This is a genomic window from Pseudomonas sp. BJa5 (assembly GCF_030272875.2).
Lineage (GTDB): Bacteria > Pseudomonadota > Gammaproteobacteria > Pseudomonadales > Pseudomonadaceae > Aquipseudomonas.
This window is the reverse complement of record NZ_JALRNG020000033.1, coordinates 24,484-44,235: the sequence shown is the minus strand read 5'-3', so window position 1 is coordinate 44,235 and position 19,752 is coordinate 24,484. Positions and strand designations below refer to the sequence as shown.

The window sequence follows — 19,752 nt, the reverse complement described above, 5'->3', positions numbered from 1 at the left end:
TTATTATATTACCTGTTCCTGCCCTTTTGAGTGGTCATCGTGTCCCGATTTTTTGCCCTTTTTGTCGCTTTTATCGCCACCTTGGTGATGGCCCAGGCACAGGCCGAGGTCCGTGTACTTACCAGCATCAAACCCCTGCAACAGATCGCGGCGGCGGTCCAGGACGGTGTCGGCAGCCCTGAAGTGCTGCTGCCACCGGGCGCTTCGCCGCATCACTATGCCCTGCGCCCATCCGACGTGCGCAGGGTCAGCGACGCGCAGCTGTTGTACTGGATCGGCCCGGACATGGAAGGCTTCCTGCCGCGCGTGCTCAAGGGCCGCGACAAGCCCAGCGTTGCCGTGCAGGACTTGCCCGGCCTGTCGCTGCGTCACTTCGGCGAAGACAGCCACGCCCACGATCATGACCATGATGACGACGCCGGCGAGCATGACCACGACCATCGCCCCGGCAGCCTGGACGCCCACCTGTGGCTGTCGACGGTCAATGCCCGGGTGATTGCAGCCAAGATGGCCGGCGACCTGAGTGCGGCGGATCCGGCCAATGCGGCCCGCTACCAGGGCAACCTCAAGGCATTCAACGAGCGCCTGGATGCCCTGGACCTGCGGCTGAAGCAGCGTATGGCCGGCATCAGCGCCAAGCCCTACTTCGTGTTCCATGAAGCCTTCGACTACTTCGAGGCGGCCTATGGGCTCAAGCACGCCGGTGTGTTCAGCGTGGCCGCCGAAGTGCAGCCCGGCGCCCAGCACGTGGCGGCCATGCGCAAGCGCCTGCAGGAAGTGGGCAAGACTTGTGTGTTCAGTGAGCCGCCGCTGCGTCCGCGCCTGGCCGAGACCCTCACGGCAGGTTTGCCGGTGACCCTGGCGGAGCTGGATGCACTGGGGGGAACGGCGCCAGCCAGTGCTCAAGGCTATGAGCAATTGCTGGAGAAGCTGGGCAATGACCTGGCGGGGTGCCTGGAGCAGTTGTAGCGTCTCTATCGCGGGGCAAGCCCGCTCCTACAACGCTGTAGGAGCGGGCTTGCCCCGCGATGCGTTGCAATCCTTACAACGCAAACGGCAGAGCGATTTCCACCTGCTGGCGCGCCGCCAGGCGCACTTCAAAGTCAGCCGGATCGTGAATCAACACGTCCATCCCGGCAAACGACTCGGCCGCGATCAACCGCGACAGCCAGAACCGTACGCAGGCAATGCGCAGCATCACCGGCCACAGGTGGGCTTCTGCCGAAGTGAACGGACGCAGCGCGGCATAGGCCCCCAGCAGCGCTCGCGCCCGTGGGCCGTCGATGCGCCCTTCCGCGTCGCAGCACCAGTCGTTGAGGGTGATGGCAAGGTCATAGAGCATCGGCCCGGAGCAGGCGTTGTAGAAGTCGATCAGGCCGGTCAGGTGGGTGCCTTCGAACAGCACGTTGTCGCGGAACAGGTCGGCATGCAGGTTGGACCGTGGCAGCGCCATGATCTGCGCCTTGTGCTCGGCGATCTCGTCCAGGCAGCCCTGCAGCAGCTGGCGCTGTGCCTGGCCCAGGCGCGGCATCAGTTCGGCGCCGGTCTCCAGCATCCAGTCCAGGCCGCGATCGGTCTTGCGTTCCAGAACCTTGTCGCGGGTCGCCAGGTGCAGGTGGCCGAGCAGTTCGCCGATCTGCACGCAGTGCTGGTTGTTGACGTCCTTGATGTGCTTGCCGGGCAGGCGCGGTTGCAGCAGCGCCGGCTTGCCGGCCAGTTCGCGCAGGGCCACGCCGTCGGTACCGCGCAGGGCGTAGGGCACCGGCAGGTCGGCTTCGTGCAGCACATCCAGCAGCTCGATGAAGAACGGCAGGTCCTGGATCGGCCCGCGTTCGACCAGTGTCAGCACGAACTCCCCCTGTTCCAGGCTGACAAAGAAGTTGCTGTTCTCGGTACCGGCGGCAATGCCCTGGAAGTCCCGCAGGCGACCCAGGCCGTACGGCGCCAGAAAGGTTTCCAGCTCAGGCCGGGTCAGGGGGGTGAAGACTGACATGATCAAAAATTGCCCATACGGGCACTTCTGCAGGGAAGTGCCAGGTTGATATTAAGGGTACGCCTTACCACTCGAAGATTTTCCACGAGGGGATCAGCATGTCCGGCTGGTCGGAGCGGATGAAGTTGCCCTCCGAACCGTCGGCGCGTACCAGGAAATAAGGTTTGCCGCCTTTTGGGGTGACCTTGATTGCATACAGGAAGCCATTTTGCCGGTATTCCTGGATGGTTTTGTCGCCTTCCGTGCGAATGGTTACTTCCGGATCAGCCGATGGCGCGTCATCCGCCGCCAGGGTGACGACCGGAGTGACTGCCAACAGGCCCAGCAGCAACAGGCGATTTAGTGTGCGCATGATAACCTTGTCCCTTTGTCGTCAATGTTCCGGACATTCTAGCGCCGGGCCCGTCGAAAAGGTTGATTCTGCTCATGAGCCAAGCTCCCCTCGTCCTGGTGGACGGTTCCTCATACCTCTACCGCGCCTTTCACGCGTTGCCGCCGCTGACCACCTCCAAGGGCATGCCGACCGGTGCGGTCAAAGGCGTGCTGAACATGCTCAAGAGTTTGCGCAAGCAGTACCCGGACAGCCTGTTCGCCGTGGTGTTCGACGCCAAGGGCGGCACCTTCCGTGACGAGATGTTCGCCGAGTACAAGGCCAACCGGCCGAGCATGCCCGACGATCTGCGCGTACAGATCGAGCCGTTGCACGCCAGCGTGCGTGCCCTGGGCTACCCGCTGCTGTGCGTCGAAGGGGTGGAGGCCGACGACGTAATCGGCACCCTGGCCCGCAGCAGTGCCGCCGCCGGACGCCCGGTGATCATCTCCACCGGCGACAAGGACATGGCGCAGTTGGTCGACGGCCACATTACGCTGGTCAACACCATGACCGGTAGCGTGCTCGATGTGCCTGGCGTGCACGAGAAATTCGGCGTCGGTCCTGAACACATCATCGATTTCCTCGCCCTGATGGGCGACAAGGTCGACAACATTCCGGGCGTGCCGGGCGTCGGCGAGAAGACCGCCGTTGGCCTGCTGACCGGTATCGGTGGCGGTCTGCGCGATCTGTACGAGAACCTCGACAAAGTGCCGGGCCTGGCCATTCGCGGTGCCAAGACCCTGCCGGCCAAGCTTGAGGAACACCGTGACGCGGCATTCCTGTCCTATGAGCTGGCGACCATCAAGGTCGACGTGCCGCTGGAGGTTGAGGTCGACGCGCTGGTGTGCGGCGAGCCGGACCGCGATGCGCTGCTGGCGCTGTACACGGAGATGGAGTTCAAGAGCTGGATCGACGAAGTGCAGCGCGATGCCAAGCGTGCCGGCCAGGAGATCGTTGCCGACGAGCCGCAGGAAACGGTCGAGGCGAAGTACGAAACCATCCTCGACCAGGCCCGCTTCGACGCCTGGCTGGAAAAGCTGCGCGCCGCCCCGCTGTTCGCCTTCGACACCGAAACCACCGGGCTGGATGCCCAGCAGGCGCAACTGGTCGGTCTGTCGTTCGCAGTGCAGGCCCATGAGGCCGCCTACGTGCCGCTGACCCACAGCTACATGGGCGTGCCCGAGCAGCTGGACCGCGACAGCGTGCTGCTGGCGCTCAAGCCGCTGCTGGAAGACCCGAACAAGCTCAAGGTCGGGCAGAACGCCAAGTACGACATGAACATCCTCGCCAACTGTGCCATCGGTGGCGATATCGCCAATGGCATCCAGATGCGCGGCGTGGCCTACGACACCATGCTCGAGTCCTACGTGCTCGACTCCACGGCCACCCGCCACGACATGGACAGCCTGGCGCTCAAGTACCTGAACCACACCACCATCGGCTTCCAGGATATCGCCGGCAAGGGCGCCAAGCAGCTGACCTTCGACCAGATCACCCTGGAGCAGGCCGGCCCCTATGCCGCCGAAGACGCCGACGTGACCCTGCGCCTGCATCAGGTGTTGCAGCAGAAGCTGGCCAAGGTCCCGAGCGTGCTGCCGGTGCTGAACGACATCGAAATACCGCTGGTGCCGGTGCTGGCCAAGATCGAGCGCCAGGGCGCACTGGTCGATGCCAAGCTGCTTGGCGTGCAGAGCGTGGAGCTTGGCGACAAGCTGGTGGAGCTGGAGCGTGAAGCCTTCGAGATCGCCGGCGAGGAATTCAACCTCGGCTCACCCAAGCAACTGGGCGTGATCCTCTATGAAAAGCTCGGCATGCCGGTGCTCAATAAAACCGCCAAGGGCCAGGCCTCCACCGCCGAAGCCGTGCTGGCGGAGCTGGCCGACATGGACTTCCCGCTGCCCAAGGTGCTGATGCAGTACCGTTCGCTGAGCAAGCTCAAGAGCACCTACACCGATCGCCTGCCGGAGCAGATCAACCCGCGTACCGGGCGTATCCATACGTCCTACCAGCAGGCGGTGGCGGCCACGGGCCGTCTGTCGTCCAGCGACCCGAACCTGCAGAACATTCCGATCCGTACCGCCGAAGGCCGGCGGATCCGCCAGGCCTTCATCGCCGCCCCCGGCTACAAGCTGCTGGCGGCGGACTATTCGCAGATCGAACTGCGCATCATGGCCCACCTGGCCAAGGATGAGGGCTTGTTGCACGCCTTCCGCAACAACCTGGACGTGCACCGGGCTACTGCGGCCGAGGTGTTCGGCGTCGAACTGGCCGATGTCACCACCGACCAGCGGCGTAGCGCCAAGGCGATCAACTTCGGTCTGATCTATGGCATGAGTGCCTTCGGCCTGGCCAAGCAGATCGGCGTGGACCGCAAGCAGTCCCAGGCCTACATCGACCGCTACTTCGCCCGTTATCCGGGCGTGCTAGCCTACATGGAGCGCACCCGCGCCCAGGCCGCCGAGCAAGGATTCGTCGAGACCCTGTTCGGTCGCCGGCTGTACCTGCCGGATATCAACGCGAAGAACCCGGCCCTGCGCAAAGGCGCCGAACGCACGGCCATCAACGCGCCGATGCAGGGCACCGCAGCCGATATCATCAAGCGGGCCATGGTGGCGGTGGACAACTGGTTGACTGAGTCGGGCCTGGATGCCCGGGTGATCCTGCAGGTGCACGACGAACTGGTGCTGGAGGTGCGCGAAGACCTGGTCGAGCAGGTGCGTGAACAAATTCGTCCGCACATGAGCAATGCGGCACAACTCGATGTTCCGCTGCTGGTGGAAGTCGGTGTGGGAGCGAATTGGGACGAAGCGCATTAAAAATGCGGCTAACTGCCGGGAAAAGCTGCGGCATATCGTCGCGGCTTTTCAGCCCTTATGGCGCGTCGGCGTCAGAAATTTACCGTCTATCGCAAATAGTTTCTAAACGCCCGGAACTAATTTGATGAACCACGACTCAGAGTAACTGAATGGCTGGTGAAGCCCTTCGATGCTCCTATGTTGTGTTAAGTGTTGGCAGATATCTGGACCCCGCCCTAGCGGTCCGGAACTTGAACCCCGAACTTCCCCCTCCCCATACGAAGTCCGGGGTTTTTTTTGCCCGGCGTTTGCCGGGCAGCCCTTATTCGGCGGGCTTGTCAGGCAGTTCCATCCAGTTGGCCAGCACGCCGTAGGCCTCTTCCACGCCCTGGCGCTTGGGCGCCGAGAACAGCTGGATGGTCACGGCATCGCCCCAGCCCTTGCGGATTTCTGACTGCACCTTGAGCAGGGTGTTCTTGGCTGCGCCGAAGGTCAGTTTGTCGGCCTTGGTCAGCAGAATATGCATGGGCATGCCGGCGGCCTGGGACCAGTCGAGCATCATTTTGTCGAAGTCGGTCATCGGATGGCGCACGTCCATCATCAGGATCAGGCCCTTGAGGCACTCGCGGCTGCCCAGGTAGGCCTCCAGGTGCTTCTGCCAGTGCTGCTTGAGCGGAATCGGAACTTTTGCATAACCGTAGCCCGGCAAGTCGACCAAACGCCGTTCATCGTCCAGACTGAAGAAATTCAACAGCTGGGTGCGCCCCGGGGTTTTCGAGGTACGCGCCAGGCTGGCGTGGGTCAAGGTATTCAGTGCGCTGGACTTGCCGGCGTTGGAGCGGCCGGCGAAGGCTACTTCGTAACCCTGGTCTTGCGGGCACTGATCGACCTTGGCAGCGCTGAGTGCGAATTTGGCCTGTTGGCAGAGACCGAGGATGGGGTTTTTGACTTGCATGGTTTATCCGGTTGGGCGTTGCGCGAGGGGGTCTCGGCAGGTGGTGTCGTTTCCGTTTCAGCAACGGGAGTATATAATGCCCCAGTTTTTGTGTGCGCATTATCCCAGCGTAGGAAGATGTGCACGGGGGCGTCGGATTCAAGCTTGCGCAGTAGAACGCAGTGCAGCCCCCAACCCTGAAAGGTCGTTCGCATGACGAAATGGCTGCTTGTTGTCGGTGTCTTGATACCGTTTTTCAGCGCTCAGGCTACACAGGATCCCGAGGTGTTGTACAACCGCAGTTGCGCGGCTTGTCACGCCGGGCAGCTGCCACAGGCACCGCAAGCGGGTGACCGTGCGGCCTGGGAGCCAAGGCTGGCGCAGGGTATGGAGGTACTGGTGGTGCGTGTCACCCAGGGTTTCAAGGCTATGCCGCCGCGTGGATTGTGCATGGACTGCAGTGCCGAGGACTACCAGGCAATCATCCACTGGATGAGCCAGCGTCCCGATACATAACTCTTTCACCCTTAGCCGTAGTTGGATTAGCTGATGAACAAACTACTCGTGAGTCTGCTGTTGACCTTGGGTGTCACTGGTGTCGCCAGTGCCGCTGACAGTATCAAGGGCGATGCCGCTGCTGGTCAGGCCAAAACTGCTGTATGTGGCGCTTGCCACAATCCGGACGGCAACAGCCTGGCGCCGAACTTCCCGAAACTTGCAGGCCAGGGTCAGCGGTACCTGGAGAAACAGCTTCACGATATCAAGTCGGGCAAGCGCACCGTGCTGGAAATGACCGGCATGCTCGCCGCGTTCAGCGACCAGGACCTGGCGGACATCGCCGCCTACTTCTCCAGCCAGAAAGGCAGCGTGGGCGCGGCCGATCCGAAGCTGGTCGAGCGTGGCAAGGCCCTGTTCAACGGCGGCAACCTGGAAAATGGCATGCCTGCCTGCACCGGCTGCCACTCGCCGAACGGCGCAGGTATTGCCCTGGCCGGCTTCCCGCACCTGGGCGGCCAGCACTCGCAATACGTTACCAAGCAGCTGACCGACTTCCGCGAAGGCAACCGTACCAACGACGGCGATGCCATGACCATGCGGACCATCGCGGCCAAGCTCAGCAACAAGGACATCGAAGCGCTGTCCAGCTACATCCAGGGCCTGCACTGATCGCGGCTCGCGACGTTAACGCTGGGTTAATACTGCGGCGTAATGATGAAAAGGGCGACTTCGGTCGCCCTTTTTTGTGCCCGCTGCCGTTACACTAACGAACTCGGGCCCGCTTCGACCTGTCTTAATCCAGGTCGTGTCGAGGCGACCAAATAGACTGCTCAGGAGTGAAGCATGCGTAATCTGATTCTCAGCGCCACGCTGGTCGCCGCCAGCGTGTTCGGTATGACCGCCCAGGCCGCCGAGCCTGTAGCGGGCAAGGAGTATGTCGAGCTGAGCAACGCGGTACCGGTCTCGGTGCCTGGCAAGATCGAGGTGGTAGAACTGTTCTGGTACGGCTGCCCGCACTGCTACAGCTTTGAGCCAACCGTCAATCCATGGGCCGAGAAACTGCCCAAGGACGTCAACTTCAAACGTGTTCCGGCCATGTTCGGCGGCCCATGGGATGCCCATGGTCAAATGTTCCTGACCCTGGAAGCCATGGGTGTGGAACACAAGGTCCATGCTGCCGTGTTCGAAGCTATCCAGGTTCAACGCAAGAAGCTGACCGATCCAAACGAAATGGCCGATTTCCTTGCCACCCAAGGTGTCGACAAGGACAAATTCCTCGCCACGTTCAACTCCTTCGCGATCAAGGGCCAGGTCAACCAGGCCAAAGAGCTGGCCAAGAAGTATGAAATCACCGGCGTACCGAGCATGGTCGTCAATGGCAAGTACCGCTTCGACCTGGGCACCGCCGGCGGTCCGGAAGGCGTCATCAACGTCGCCGACCAGCTGATTGCCAAGGAGCGCGCCGCCAAGTAAGCGGCGCCCATCATGCGCCGCTGGAGAACCGAGCGAGGCGTGGGCCTGCACCACCCGCAGGTCAACGAACATCACCTGCAGGCCAACGGCCTGCCAGAGGATGGCCGGCTGCGCCTGCTCAGTTTCAATATCCAGGTCGGCATCAGCACCGAGCGTTACCGGCACTACCTGACCAAAAGCTGGCAGCACCTGCTGCCGCACCACGGGCGTGCCGGCAACCTGCAAAAGATCGGTAGCCTGCTCGGTGATTTCGACCTGGTGGCGCTGCAGGAGGCCGATGGCGGCAGCCTGCGCTCCGGCTACGTCAACCAGGTCGAGCACCTGGCCCAGCTCGGTGCCTTCCCCTACTGGTACCAGCAGCTCAACCGCAACCTCGGGCGGTTTGCCCAGCACAGCAATGGCGTTCTCAGCCGGCTCAAGCCGCAACTGCTCGAAGATCACCCCCTGCCCGGCCCGGCAGGACGCGGGGCGATCCTGGTGCGCTTTGGCGAGGGCGAGGATGCCCTGGTCGTGGTCATGATGCACCTGGCGCTGGGTTCGAAAACGCGAGCCCTGCAACTGGCCTACATCCGCGAACTGATCGGCGGCTACCGTCATCAAGTGCTGATGGGCGACATGAACACCCACGCCAACGACCTGCTCGAACACTCGCCCCTGCGCGATCTGGGCCTGATCGCCCCACAGGTGCAAGCCACCTTCCCCAGCTGGCGGCCGCAGCGCTGCCTCGACCATATTCTGCTCAGCCCGAGCTTGACCCTGGAGAAGGTCGAGGTCCTGGCCCAGCCTATTTCCGATCATCTACCGGTCGCTGTTGAGATTCGTTTGCCTGATGCACTGACTGTGGATACGCTGCCCGCTTTGAGCTAATTGCCATCACCCCGTTGCGGACCCAGGCATGACCGACGAAGCCCAGCGCTGGAAAGAAAAGTACCTCAAGAGTATCGAACAGCAGGAAAAGCTGGAGCGCCGTTGGGAAGCCCGCCTCGACTTGTTGCGCCGTGGCCTGGTACGCAGCACCCTGGCCGCCGAGGGTAGCGACCGGGCGGTCGACCAGTGCATGAAGGAAATGCGCGAAGTCATCCGCACCGACAATATGGATGCCGCCCTGGCCGGCCTGATTCCGCGCCTGGAAAAAGCCGTGCTCGACTCCGAGCAGCGCCGCGCCACCCGTATTGCCCAGGTGGGCATTGCGCTCAACGCACTGGTGGCGCAACTGCAGCGTTTGCCCCTGCCCAGTGAAGTCAGCCGACCCCTGAAGAAGTTCGCCAAGCAGCTGGATGCCCGTGCCGGCCAGTCCCGCGAGATGCCGTTGCTGCTGGGTGAGCTCAGTGGTTTGCAGGGCCAGGCACTGGCAGCGCTGGAGCGACCCGAGGAAGCGCAGCGCCCCGGCCTGCTGCAGCGCCTGTTCGGCGTGCGCGAGGAGGAGCCGGAAGCCCTGTTGCAGCCGGTGCTGGCCGGTGCCGCCCCGGTCGTCGCCCAAGCGCTACCCGCGGTAGAACTGGCGCCCAGGGACAGTGAGCCGGTGGACATCGACGAACTGCAGCACCTGGATGAGGAGCAGGCTGCTCAAGCCCAGGCGCCGACCGTCGAACCGCAGGTGTGCGAAGCCGCTGAAGAGGCGCCCTTGGTGCCGGAGGACGATGAGGTTGTCGTCGAAACCACCACTGAAGCCCCCCTGCCCGAGGCCAGCGAAGCACCTGAAGAAGCCGCGCACTATGCCCTGCCCGATGGTACCGAGCCGTCCTACAGCTCGGTGGCCGAGCATATCGAAGACACTTTGCTGGGCCTGCTCGATGACCTGAGCTTGCCGGAGCGCTACAAGGCCCAGGCGCAATCTGTGCGCGAGCGTCTGGAACATGGCCTGAACTGGTATGAATTGCTGCCGGTACTGGATGATCTGGCCGTGCTCATGCTGGCCATCAACGACAGCGGCCAGCATGAGTTCGAAGCCTACCTGCAACAACTGAACGAGCGCCTCGAGTCCTTCCAGAGCCACCTGCAGGAAGCCAGTGCCGGTCATGCCGATAACAGCACGGCGTCCCGTGACCTGGACAGTCAGTTGCGCGAACAGGTCGATGGCCTGCAGAGCAGTGTCCAGGGCGCAGCCGACCTGGACAGCCTCAAGCACATTCTGGAAAACCGCCTCGAAGGCCTGCTGGGCACCATGGACCAGCACCAGCAGCAGCGTGACCAGCGTGAGCAGGAGATGGCCGGCCGCCTGCAGGGACTGGCCGAGCGGGTAGCCAGCATGGAACAGGAAGCCATGGGCTATCGCGAGCACCTGGAGGAGCAGCGGCAGAAGGCCCTGATCGACCCCCTCACCGGCCTGCCCAACCGCGCCGCCTGGTCCGAGCGGGTAGACCAGGAGGTCCTGCAATGGCAGGAACAGGGTGGACACCTGCTGATGGCCATACTCGACCTCGATCATTTCAAGCGGATCAACGACAGCTATGGCCACCTGGCCGGTGACAAGGTGCTCAAGATCGTCGCCAACGAGCTGCGCAAGCGCCTGCGTGCGCGGGACTTCATCGCTCGGTTCGGCGGTGAGGAGTTCGTCTTGCTGATCCCGCAGACCTCCCTGGCCAACGGCTATCAGCTGGCGCAGAACCTGCGCCAGGTGGTCGAGGCCTGCCCGTTCCACTTCAAGGGCGAGCGCGTCACCATCACCCTGTCGATCGGCATCAGTGCGTTTCGCACCGGCGAGCGCAGCGAGGTGGTGCTCAAGCGCGCGGACGAAGCGTTGTACCGGGCGAAACATCTGGGTAGAAATCGGGTCGAACAGGGATAAGTGGCCGACCCGTAGATACGTTATGCTATTGCATTGCAAATCATCACATGTGCCCATCCCATGAAAGCGTTTTTCACCGCGCTCCTGCTGTTGACCCTGGCAGGCTGCAGCAATGGCTTGCGGATCGACCGCAGCCACCCGTCGGTCAACCAGGACAACCGCATCCAGTTCGTAATCCTGCATTACACCAATGCTTCGCAGGAGCGTTCCCTGAAGTTATTGACGCAAGGTGAAGTCAGCAGCCATTACCTGGTCGGTGACTCTCCGGCGACCATCTATCAGTTGGTCGATGAAAGCCGTCGTGCCTGGCATGCCGGCGACAGTCAGTGGGACGGCCGCACCTGGCTCAATTCCAGCTCCATTGGTATCGAAATCGTCAACCCAGGCTTTACCGATACCCCGAACGGGCGGGTCTGGCATCCCTACACAGAAGCACAGGTCGAGGCGCTGATTGCGCTGCTCAAGGACATCGTCAAGCGCAATAACATCCAGCCTCGTTACATCATTGGTCACAGCGACATCGCGCCATTGCGCAAGCTGGACCCCGGCCCGTTGTTCCCCTGGAAACGCCTGGCCGACGCCGGCATTGGCGTCTGGCCACAGGCGCAGGCCGTCGCCCGGGAGCAGGCCCGCTTCAGCGCCAACCCGCCGAGTATCACCTGGTATCAGCAGCAGCTGGCCCGCTTCGGCTATGCAATCGAGCAGACCGGCGTGTACGACGTCAGCACCAAACATGTACTGGCAGCGTTCCAGATGCGCTTCCGTCCACAGCGCTTCGATGGCGTGCCAGACGCCCAGACTGCCGCCATGTTGCAGGTGCTCAACACGCGTTGATTGAACGGCGCCGCCCAACGGACAGGCCGATTGCGCTGGCAGTTGCTATACATCTTGGTATTCAACTGGATGTTTCTTGATGTCAGCTGCCTTGTCCTTGTTGCGCCACGTGTTGTATCGCCCCTGGCTACTGGCCGCGCTCGCGGCCGTATCCAGCGCAATCCTGTTGCTGTTAGCCAGCGTCGGGGTGGCCATGCACCAGGTGCAGCAAAGCGAAAGCGAGCAGATGAATGCCAAGGGCGAACGTTTCCTGGCCCGGCTGGAGCAGATTTTCGGACAGTTGCGCGAAGGCGTCGATGAGCTGCAGCTGCAGCCCTTGCGCGGCTGTGATGCCAATATGCTACGAGCCCTGCAGCAGGTCGGCTTCAACTATCGCTTCGTTTATGAGGCGGCCTATGTCGACGGCACAATGGCCTGCTCCAACCGGATCGGCGAACGTACGATCAAACCCTTGCGGCCACCAGACATCAAGGGGCCGACCTACAGCTATTGGCTGAACACCACCACCGAGCCGGACGACAACATCGCTGCGCTGATGCTCGGGCGCGGCAAGTTTCTCGTGGCCACCTCCCGTGGTCACCTGACCGATGTGGTCGACCTGCCGCCGGAGGGTAGTTTGCTGGTGGTGCTGGATAACGGCACCCGCGCGGTGCCGGTACTGGGCCCGCCACAGACCTGGCCGCCGTCGGTCGATTGGCCGCCGAAGTCCCGGGATGCGCTACTGGAGCTGCCGGACCGGTTGATCTACCGCATGCCGACCAAGTCGCCCGACTACCAATTGGTGCTGATCGCCCCTCGGGCCAGCCTGCCGCTGAAGATGAACGGTGTGCTCTGGCTGTTGTTTCCCGGCAGCCTGGTGCTGTCCTGGTGCATCGGCTGGCTGGTGCTGCAACTGGTGCGCCAGCGTCGCTCGATGAGTTCCGAGTTGCAGGGGGCACTGCGCCGCGGCGAGCTGCAGGTGTTGTATCAACCGATATTCGAACTGAACAGCCGCCGTTGTGTCGGTGCCGAAGCCCTGGTGCGCTGGCGTCGGCCCGATGGCACCCTGACCAGCCCCGAACTGTTCATTCCCCTGGCGGAAAATACCGGGCAGATCCGCCAGATTACCGATTTTGTCCTGCAGCGGGTGCTTGAACAGCTCGGGCAGGTACTGCGGGCCAACCGGCAACTCTATATTTCGGTCAACCTGGCGGCCTGCGATGTGATGGTGCCCAGGATCGGGCGGGTCGCGGCGCGGCTGCTGGCCTTGCACCATGTCTCGGCCAGCCAGATTGCCTTCGAGGTTACCGAGCGTGGCCTGATCGACGTGGTCGTCGCTCGCGACAACCTGCAGGCCTTGCGTGCGGTCGGCCACCAGGTGTTGATCGATGATTTCGGTACCGGCTATTGCAGCCTCGCCTACCTGCAAACCCTGCCGGTGGACTGCCTGAAAATCGACAAGGCCTTTATCGATGCCCTCGGCCATGACGCTGCCAGCAGCGGTGTGGCACCCCATATCATCCGCATGGCCCATGCACTGCAACTGCGGGTGATTGCCGAAGGTATCGAGTATGAGGACCAGGCCATGCTGCTCAACAGCGAGGGGGTGAATTACGGTCAGGGCTGGCTGTTCGCCCACCCGCTCAGTGCACGTCAGTTCGTCGAACTGATCACCCGCGGCCGCCGGGTGATGCCCCGACGGATCGATGATGAGGCCTGAACCCGGGCAGCGTCAGACCGGCAGGGCCATGTAGAACTGCGAGCCCTGCCCTGGGCGGGAGTAAACGCCCATGCGTCCACCGTGCAGCAGGACTATCTCCTTGCACAGCGCCAGCCCCAGGCCGGCTCCGCCTTTCTGGCGTCCGACCTGGACGAAAGGTTCGAAGATTCGCGCCTGTTGGCCGTAGGCAATGCCCTCGCCATTGTCTTCGATACTGATGATCACCCGCTCGGCATGGCGCCTGGCGTGCAGGCGAATGCAGCCGGCCACCGGAGTATGGCGCACGGCATTGTCCAGCAGGTTATCCATCACCCGGTCCATCTGTGCCGGATCGACCTGGATATGTGGCAACGGCGTGGCCAGCTCCACTTTCAGCTCAATCTGCTTGGCCTCCGCCGCCTCGGCAAAGCGCTCGCAGGCACGGGCCAACAGTTCGCTGACCGCGCAGGGGATCAGTTCGAGCTTCTGCTGGCCGCTCTGGTAGCGGGAGAAATTCAGCAGGTCGTTGATCAATTGGGTCAGGCGCTGCATCTCTTCGGTAATGGTCGTCAGCAGGTCGGCCTCCCGGGATTCCTGGGCAAAGGTCAGGCGTTCACGCAGCAGACCGAAGGCCATGTGCATGCCGGTGACCGGCGTGCGCAACTCGTGGGAGGCGCGCAGGACAAACTCGCTGCGCACCCGTTCGAACGCGCGCTGCTCGGTGACGTCATGGAGCACCATGACCGCGCCGAGAATCTGCCCTTCGGGATGACAGACCGGGGTCAGGCTGTAGGTCAGCAAACGGGGTTCTTCATCTATCTCCAGGCTCAGGTCGTCCGGCACCCGGTCCAGGCTGCCGCCACGCAGCACCAGGCGTAGTTGCTCATCGAGCTCCGGGCGCTGCAAGGCTTCACCCAGGCCGCTGCCCAGGCGACGCTCGTCCCAGCCCAGTTGCCGCTGGGCCACCGGGTTGATGTGTTCGAGGTGGCCTTTGCGATCGATGATCAGCAGGCCGTCATCGATGCTGTCGAGCACCGCTTGCAGCCGTTGCTGACCGGCCAGCAGTTCGTCGATGTTGGTGGCCTGGTGCTTGCGCAACGATTCGGCCATCAGGCCAAAGCGACGGGTCAGCTGATTCAGCTCCAGGGTCTGGGATACCGGCAGGGTCACCTTGAAGTCGCCTTGGCCGATCTGGTCGGCGGCCTTGGCCAGGGCCTCGATGGGCTGGCCGATACGCCGGGCGATGCCATGGGCGGTGACAAAGCCCAGGATCAGCACCGCCAGGCCGAGCAGCCCGAGCAGGCCTGATATCAGCAGTGCGCGATCATGGGCCTGCTGTTCACTCTGGCTGAGCTGCTCCAGGGCATGCTTGTGGGCGTTGACCAGGTCGCTGCGCAGGGCATTGAAGGCCTTGCCCAGCGGCTGGTCGGCATCGAGATTGCGGGGGGATGCGCCGCTGTTGCGCAAGGCCTGCAGGTAGTCCTGGTAGTGGCGTCTGGCGCTGGCGAATGCTGTCTGGCTGTCGCTATCGCTTTCCTGCTCGATGCCTTCGTCGAGCAATTGCTGAAACTGCTGTTGCAAGGGCTCGAGGGCTTGCACCTTTGCCGCGTCGTCAAGTATCAGCGTCAGTTGCTCGCCGAGGTTCTGCCGCAGCTTCAGGCCCAGCTCCAGGGTCGCGGAGTTGTCCTGGATCATGGCCTGCTGCGAGCTGGCCATTTGCCGTACGCTGACCAGTCCCAGCAACAGGCCGAACAGGGCGACGGTCATCAGCGCCGAAATGCTGAGAAAAAGCCGCGTGCGCAGCCTCATCGCCCATTTCATAGGTTGTATTGCTTGCGCTTGCGGTACAGGGTCGAGGCATCGATCCCCAGGGTCTTGGCCGCCTGGTCGAGGGTTTCGCTGGTCGCCAGCACGGCTTCGATGTGTGCCCGTTCCAGTTCATCCAGGCTCAGGGCGGCGCCGACGCGCGGTGTATTGCCCGCCGGTTGTTCGGTCATGCCCAGGTGGCTGATTTCGACCCGTTCCTGGGTGCAGATGATGCTGGCACGCTCGATCACGTTGCGCAGTTCGCGAATGTTGCCCGGCCAGCGGTAATTGAGCAGCGCCGCCTGGGCATCATCGCTGAAGCCACGGGCAGGGCGTGAATAGTCTTTGACGAAACGGGCGAGGAAGCGGTCGGCCAGGGCCAGGATGTCCTCGCTGCGTTCGCGTAGCGGCGGCAGGTGCAGGGTGATGACGTTGAGCCGGTACAACAGGTCTTCGCGAAAGCGCCCCTCGCGCACCATGTCCTCCAGGTTGAGGTTGGTCGCAGCCAGAATGCGCACGTCGGCGCGGCGGGTCACCGGGTCGCCAATTCGCTCGTATTCCTTGTCCTGGATGAAGCGCAATAGTTTGGGCTGGAGGGTCAGGGGAAAATCGCCGATCTCATCGAGGAACAGGGTGCCGCCATCCGCCTGGTTGACCCGGCCCAGGGTGCTTTCGCTGGCCCCGGTGAATGAGCCCCGGCTGTGGCCGAACAGTTCGCTTTCCATCAGCTCGCCGGTCAGGGACGGGCAGTTGATGGTCACACAGGCTTTGCGCGCACGCTTGCTCCAGCCGTGAATGGCCCTGGCCAGTTCGCCTTTGCCGGTGCCCGACTCGCCGAGTATGAGGATATTGGCATCGGTGCCGGCGACCTGGCGGGCCGTCTCCAGCACCGCCATCATGGCCGGGGTGTGGGAGTCCAGGCCGTCATTGGATTTGCGCAATTCGCCTTCCAGCGCTTCGAGTCGTGCCGACAGCTGGCGAACTTCCAGTTGCTTGGCGGTGGCCAGGCGCAACTGGTCGGGACTGCAGGGTTTGACCAGGTAGTCGGCAGCGCCGGCCTGGATGGCATCGACTGCGGTATCGATCGCCGAATGGGCGGTGACGATGACCACCCGCATCCAGGGTGCCTGGACGCGCATCTGCGCCAGGACATCCAGGCCATTGTCTTCACCCAGGCGCAGGTCGAGAAAGCACAGGTCGAAGACCTGGCGCTGCAACAGGGTTTCGGCTTGCGCTGCGCTGTTGGCGGTGGCCACGCTGTAGCCTTCATCCTCCAGGCAGTAGCGGAAGGTGCGCAGGATGGCGGACTCGTCGTCGACCAACAGGATACGGCCTTGGTGGTCCTGGGCTGATTCCATCTCCTACGCTCCTTTATAAGAATGGTCTTGGTTAGTGTCGGAAAAATCGGGCAAGTTGCATGGTTCATTCCGATTCCTTCCCGTCTTTGCATACTAGCTCCTGACCAAGGGGCGAGGTCGATCATGCAAATCGCACGACCCTGCCGGGGCAATCGTGCAGGATACGTGCTCCTATTGATTTACATTGAATCTAACCTATTGAATTAAATAGCTATTTTGTCTACCTGTGGTTGGCATGCGCGCTGCAACGACTGTTCTGAGACAACAATCAGACTGCAGCAGGAGGAGCACGGCATGAGCCGCCACATCGCCACTTTCGTGCAGATTTCCCAGCTTGCGCTGCGCCAGGGGCTGTTCTTCAGCCTGGCACTGCTGCTGACCCTGGTTGCCGGTCAGCTTCATCACACCTGGCAGGTTGCGCACGACGCCCGCGCCGTTCCTACCCGATCAGTCCTGGTGGTGAAGGTGCCTGTACCCACTGCCAGTGTATTGATGCAAACCCGGCCGATGGCGACCACCACCGTCACGATCGAGGCGCCGGTGCCGCGTGAGCGCTGGGTGTTCTGAGGTTGCACAGAGGATTCGTTCAACAACGCAAAGGAGAATCACCATGTTGAGTTGGGCCATCACCTTCCTGATTATCGCCATTGTCGCTGCCGTGCTGGGCTTCGGTGGTATCGCCGGCGCCGCTACCGGTATCGCGAAGATTCTCTTCATCGTCTTCCTGGTGCTGTTCGTGGCTTCCTTCATCTTCGGTCGCCGCGGTAGAGGTTGATCATGCAAGAGACGCTTTACAGAGCCCTGGCTACCACCCTTATCACTGGATGGCAGTACAGCGGCAATGGCGGCCAATGACGGCCAGGTCCGGGCCAACCACGGTTGGCCATGGACCGCGAATTCATCAGTTGATGGCGCAACCCAAGCGTCAATCGAACAGGTACTGGATGCGTCCGGGCATTCATGTACAGCGATAGAGGCTGAACCTTTTGCCGTTTCGAGCTTCTATGATGCGCCCGCCCGAGGAAGGCTGGCGCATGACCAAGGGGCCGGGCTGCTCTGATTGTTCCAGGATCGGAGGGGCCTAGGGGTACAGGGAGTGCCCCCGATGAGGGCCGGGTCAGGTGCAGTGGCAGCGGAAGTTACAGGTTGGATGTCCCGGTTCGCCGGAGCATTTCTGATCTGGCTTCCGCGTCGCTTTTGGCAAACGGATTTCACTCCCCCGCCTGCTGAAATGTTTCCCCTCCCGCCTTGAGGCATATTTCCACGCAACCGTACATCGATATTTTTTCACCCCCAATCGATGTGCGCACCGAGGTGATTTCACGCATTCGGATTGTCGAACAACGGCGTTTTGCACTCAGGTGGATACGTCCAAATCTGCCGAAATATGGCGCTTTGGCCATAGTCGGAATTCCGAACGCTCTGGAATCAACCCTCTGGGACGCCCGTTTTGGTGCAGAAATATCATGCCGATTCGGCATAGGGTAGTCGTTTACGGCATTAGACGGAGCCCCCCCGCGTCGGAATAGTTGCGCCTTTTTTCGCTGGCCGGAGCGTTCCTACGCTCGCTTGCGGTGACCTTTTACGGCGTGCCAGTCGATAGCCGATTTCGACAACCAGTCGCATTAAACAGCTCTGGGTCGCGGTTATCAGCCAGGTGCCCGTTTCCACTTGAAGAAAAGGTAACGACATGAAGAAGGCAAAGCTAAGCCTCGCCTGGCAGATCCTCATCGGTCTGGTACTCGGGATTGCCATCGGCGCTGTACTGAATCATTTCAGTGCAGAAAAGGCATGGTGGATCAGTAACGTCCTGCAACCTGCCGGTGACATCTTCATTCGCCTGATCAAGATGATCGTCATCCCGATCGTGATTTCGTCGCTGGTCGTGGGTATCGCCGGGGTAGGCGATGCGAAAAAACTCGGCAGTATCGGCCTGAAGACCATCATCTACTTCGAAGTGGTCACCACCATCGCGATCGTGGTCGGCCTGGTCCTGGCCAACCTCTTCCACCCGGGCGCCGGCATCGACATGAGCACCCTGGGTACCGTCGATATCTCCAAGTACCAGGCTACTGCGGCCGAGGTTCAGCATGAGCATGCGTTCATCGAGACCATCCTCAACCTGATCCCGTCGAACATCTTCGCGGCGCTGATGCGCGGTGAAATGCTGCCGATCATCTTCTTCTCGGTACTGTTCGGCCTGGGCCTGTCGAGCCTGCAGGCAGACATCCGCGACCCGCTGGTGAAAACCTTCCAGGGCGTGTCCGAAACCATGTTCAAGGTCACTCACATGATCATGAACTACGCGCCGATCGGTGTATTCGCCCTGATCGCCGTGACCGTCGCCAACTTCGGCTTCGCCTCGCTGCTGCCGCTGGCCAAGCTGGTGCTGCTGGTGTACTTCGCCATCGCCTTCTTCGGCTTCATGGTGCTGGGCCTGATCGCGCGCCTGTTCGGCTTCTCGATCCTCAAGCTGATGCGCATCTTCAAGGACGAACTGGTCCTGGCCTACTCCACCGCAAGCTCCGAGACCGTGCTGCCGCGCGTGATCGAGAAGATGGAAGCCTACGGTGCGCCGAAAGCCATCTGCAGCTTCGTGGTACCGACCGGCTACTCGTTCAACCTTGACGGTTCGACCCTGTACCAGAGCATCGCGGCCATCTTCATCGCCCAGCTGTACGGCATCGACCTGTCGCTGAGCCAGCAGCTGCTGCTGGTCCTGACCCTGATGGTCACCTCCAAGGGTATCGCCGGCGTGCCGGGCGTGTCCTTCGTGGTCCTGCTGGCTACCCTGGGCAGCGTCGGTATCCCGCTGGAAGGCCTGGCCTTCATCGCCGGTGTCGACCGCATCATGGACATGGCGCGTACTGCCCTGAACGTGATCGGCAACGCCCTGGCGGTACTGGTTATCGCTCGTTGGGAAGGCATGTACGACGATGCCAAGGGCCAGCGCTACTGGAACTCCCTGCCGCACTGGCGCAGCAAAGAAGCTGTACCTGCCGGCAAGACTGCCAACCACTAAGGTGCAGTGCAGTTGAAGGAAAAGCCCCGACCTGGTCGGGGCTTTTTCGTTTCCGGAGATTATCGCGAGTGTGGGAGCGGGCTTGCCCCGCGATTCGATGTAGCGGATTTGAACGCGCGATCGCGGGGCAAGCCCGCTCCTACAAGGTGGCGCGTAGTCGACCCGCGCCGTTATCATGCGTCGCAACTTTGTGGGGGAAC

Annotated in this window: 17 protein-coding genes; 12 read left to right on the top strand and 5 right to left on the bottom strand. The window is 62.1% G+C overall.

Going from position 1 to position 19,752, the window contains the following annotated elements; genetic code table 11:
• Positions 1–39: 39 nt before the first annotated feature.
• Positions 40–969 carry a zinc ABC transporter substrate-binding protein gene (locus tag M2D63_RS18575; RefSeq protein ID WP_285864453.1) on the top strand — a complete coding sequence of 310 codons (930 nt, stop codon included), beginning with the start codon at positions 40–42 and terminating at the stop codon, positions 967–969.
• A gap of 73 nt (positions 970–1,042) precedes the next feature.
• Here the strand turns inward: M2D63_RS18575 and M2D63_RS18570 are convergent, their stop codons facing one another.
• Both M2D63_RS18570 and M2D63_RS18565 read right to left on the bottom strand, forming a co-directional pair.
• Entirely contained in the window at positions 1,043–1,993 is a 951-nt protein-coding gene (locus tag M2D63_RS18570; protein WP_285864452.1) for a homoserine kinase, read from the bottom strand.
• A 64-nt stretch (positions 1,994–2,057) separates the two neighbouring features.
• The gene (locus tag M2D63_RS18565) at positions 2,058–2,345 is read right to left on the bottom strand and encodes a DUF2782 domain-containing protein (protein ID WP_285864451.1); all 288 of its coding nucleotides are present in this window, start codon (positions 2,343–2,345) and stop codon (positions 2,058–2,060) included.
• Positions 2,346–2,419: 74 nt separating this feature from the next.
• Here M2D63_RS18565 and polA point away from each other — a divergent pair, with 74 nt between their 5' ends.
• Positions 2,420–5,182, top strand: a complete 2,763-nt coding sequence (gene polA / locus M2D63_RS18560; RefSeq protein WP_285864450.1) for a DNA polymerase I — start codon at positions 2,420–2,422, stop codon at positions 5,180–5,182.
• A gap of 301 nt (positions 5,183–5,483) precedes the next feature.
• Here polA and yihA read toward each other — a convergent pair whose 3' ends face one another.
• A complete protein-coding gene (yihA, locus tag M2D63_RS18555; protein ID WP_285864449.1) occupies positions 5,484–6,116 on the bottom strand; it encodes a ribosome biogenesis GTP-binding protein YihA/YsxC in 633 nt (210 codons plus the stop codon).
• 192 nt (positions 6,117–6,308) lie between these two features.
• On the opposite strand from yihA, the gene M2D63_RS18550 reads away from it, so the two are divergent.
• From M2D63_RS18550 to M2D63_RS18520, 7 genes are all read left to right on the top strand, one after another.
• Positions 6,309–6,611 carry a cytochrome c5 family protein gene (locus M2D63_RS18550; RefSeq protein WP_285864448.1) on the top strand — a complete coding sequence of 101 codons (303 nt, stop codon included), beginning with the start codon at positions 6,309–6,311 and terminating at the stop codon, positions 6,609–6,611.
• Positions 6,612–6,644: 33 nt separating this feature from the next.
• Positions 6,645–7,262 carry a cytochrome c gene (locus tag M2D63_RS18545; protein WP_285864447.1) on the top strand — a complete coding sequence of 206 codons (618 nt, stop codon included), beginning with the start codon at positions 6,645–6,647 and terminating at the stop codon, positions 7,260–7,262.
• Between the two features lie 174 nt (positions 7,263–7,436).
• Positions 7,437–8,066 (top strand): thiol:disulfide interchange protein DsbA, encoded by a 630-nt coding sequence (gene dsbA / locus M2D63_RS18540; protein WP_285864446.1) that lies wholly within the window; start codon positions 7,437–7,439, stop codon positions 8,064–8,066.
• A gap of 9 nt (positions 8,067–8,075) precedes the next feature.
• Positions 8,076–8,933, top strand: coding sequence for an endonuclease/exonuclease/phosphatase family protein (locus M2D63_RS18535; protein ID WP_285864491.1), 858 nt, complete (start codon positions 8,076–8,078; stop codon positions 8,931–8,933).
• 28 nt (positions 8,934–8,961) lie between these two features.
• The gene (locus tag M2D63_RS18530) at positions 8,962–10,854 is read left to right on the top strand and encodes a GGDEF domain-containing protein (RefSeq protein WP_285864445.1); all 1,893 of its coding nucleotides are present in this window, start codon (positions 8,962–8,964) and stop codon (positions 10,852–10,854) included.
• A gap of 60 nt (positions 10,855–10,914) precedes the next feature.
• Entirely contained in the window at positions 10,915–11,688 is a 774-nt protein-coding gene (locus M2D63_RS18525; protein ID WP_285864444.1) for an N-acetylmuramoyl-L-alanine amidase, read from the top strand.
• 79 nt (positions 11,689–11,767) lie between these two features.
• Positions 11,768–13,387, top strand: a complete 1,620-nt coding sequence (locus M2D63_RS18520) for an EAL domain-containing protein (RefSeq protein WP_285864443.1) — start codon at positions 11,768–11,770, stop codon at positions 13,385–13,387.
• 12 nt (positions 13,388–13,399) lie between these two features.
• Here the strand turns inward: M2D63_RS18520 and M2D63_RS18515 are convergent, their stop codons facing one another.
• Both M2D63_RS18515 and algB read right to left on the bottom strand, forming a co-directional pair.
• Positions 13,400–15,187 carry a KinB sensor domain-containing domain gene (locus M2D63_RS18515; RefSeq protein ID WP_285864442.1) on the bottom strand — a complete coding sequence of 596 codons (1,788 nt, stop codon included), beginning with the start codon at positions 15,185–15,187 and terminating at the stop codon, positions 13,400–13,402.
• Complete coding sequence (gene algB / locus M2D63_RS18510; protein ID WP_285864440.1) at positions 15,184–16,530, bottom strand: sigma-54-dependent response regulator transcription factor AlgB; 1,347 nt, start codon at positions 16,528–16,530, stop codon at positions 15,184–15,186. The genes M2D63_RS18515 and algB overlap by 4 nt, the downstream gene beginning before the upstream one ends.
• Before the next feature lie 294 nt (positions 16,531–16,824).
• Here algB and M2D63_RS18505 point away from each other — a divergent pair, with 294 nt between their 5' ends.
• The 3 genes from M2D63_RS18505 to gltP all read left to right on the top strand — a co-directional run bounded on the left by M2D63_RS18505 (position 16,825) and on the right by gltP (position 19,552).
• Positions 16,825–17,097, top strand: a complete 273-nt coding sequence (locus M2D63_RS18505; RefSeq protein WP_285864438.1) for a hypothetical protein — start codon at positions 16,825–16,827, stop codon at positions 17,095–17,097.
• Positions 17,098–17,140: 43 nt separating this feature from the next.
• Positions 17,141–17,305: a DUF1328 domain-containing protein gene (locus M2D63_RS18500; RefSeq protein WP_285864437.1), complete on the top strand. Its 165-nt coding sequence runs from the start codon at positions 17,141–17,143 to the stop codon at positions 17,303–17,305.
• A gap of 915 nt (positions 17,306–18,220) precedes the next feature.
• A complete protein-coding gene (gltP, locus tag M2D63_RS18495; protein ID WP_285864436.1) occupies positions 18,221–19,552 on the top strand; it encodes a glutamate/aspartate:proton symporter GltP in 1,332 nt (443 codons plus the stop codon).
• The last annotated feature ends 200 nt before the right edge of the window (positions 19,553–19,752 follow it).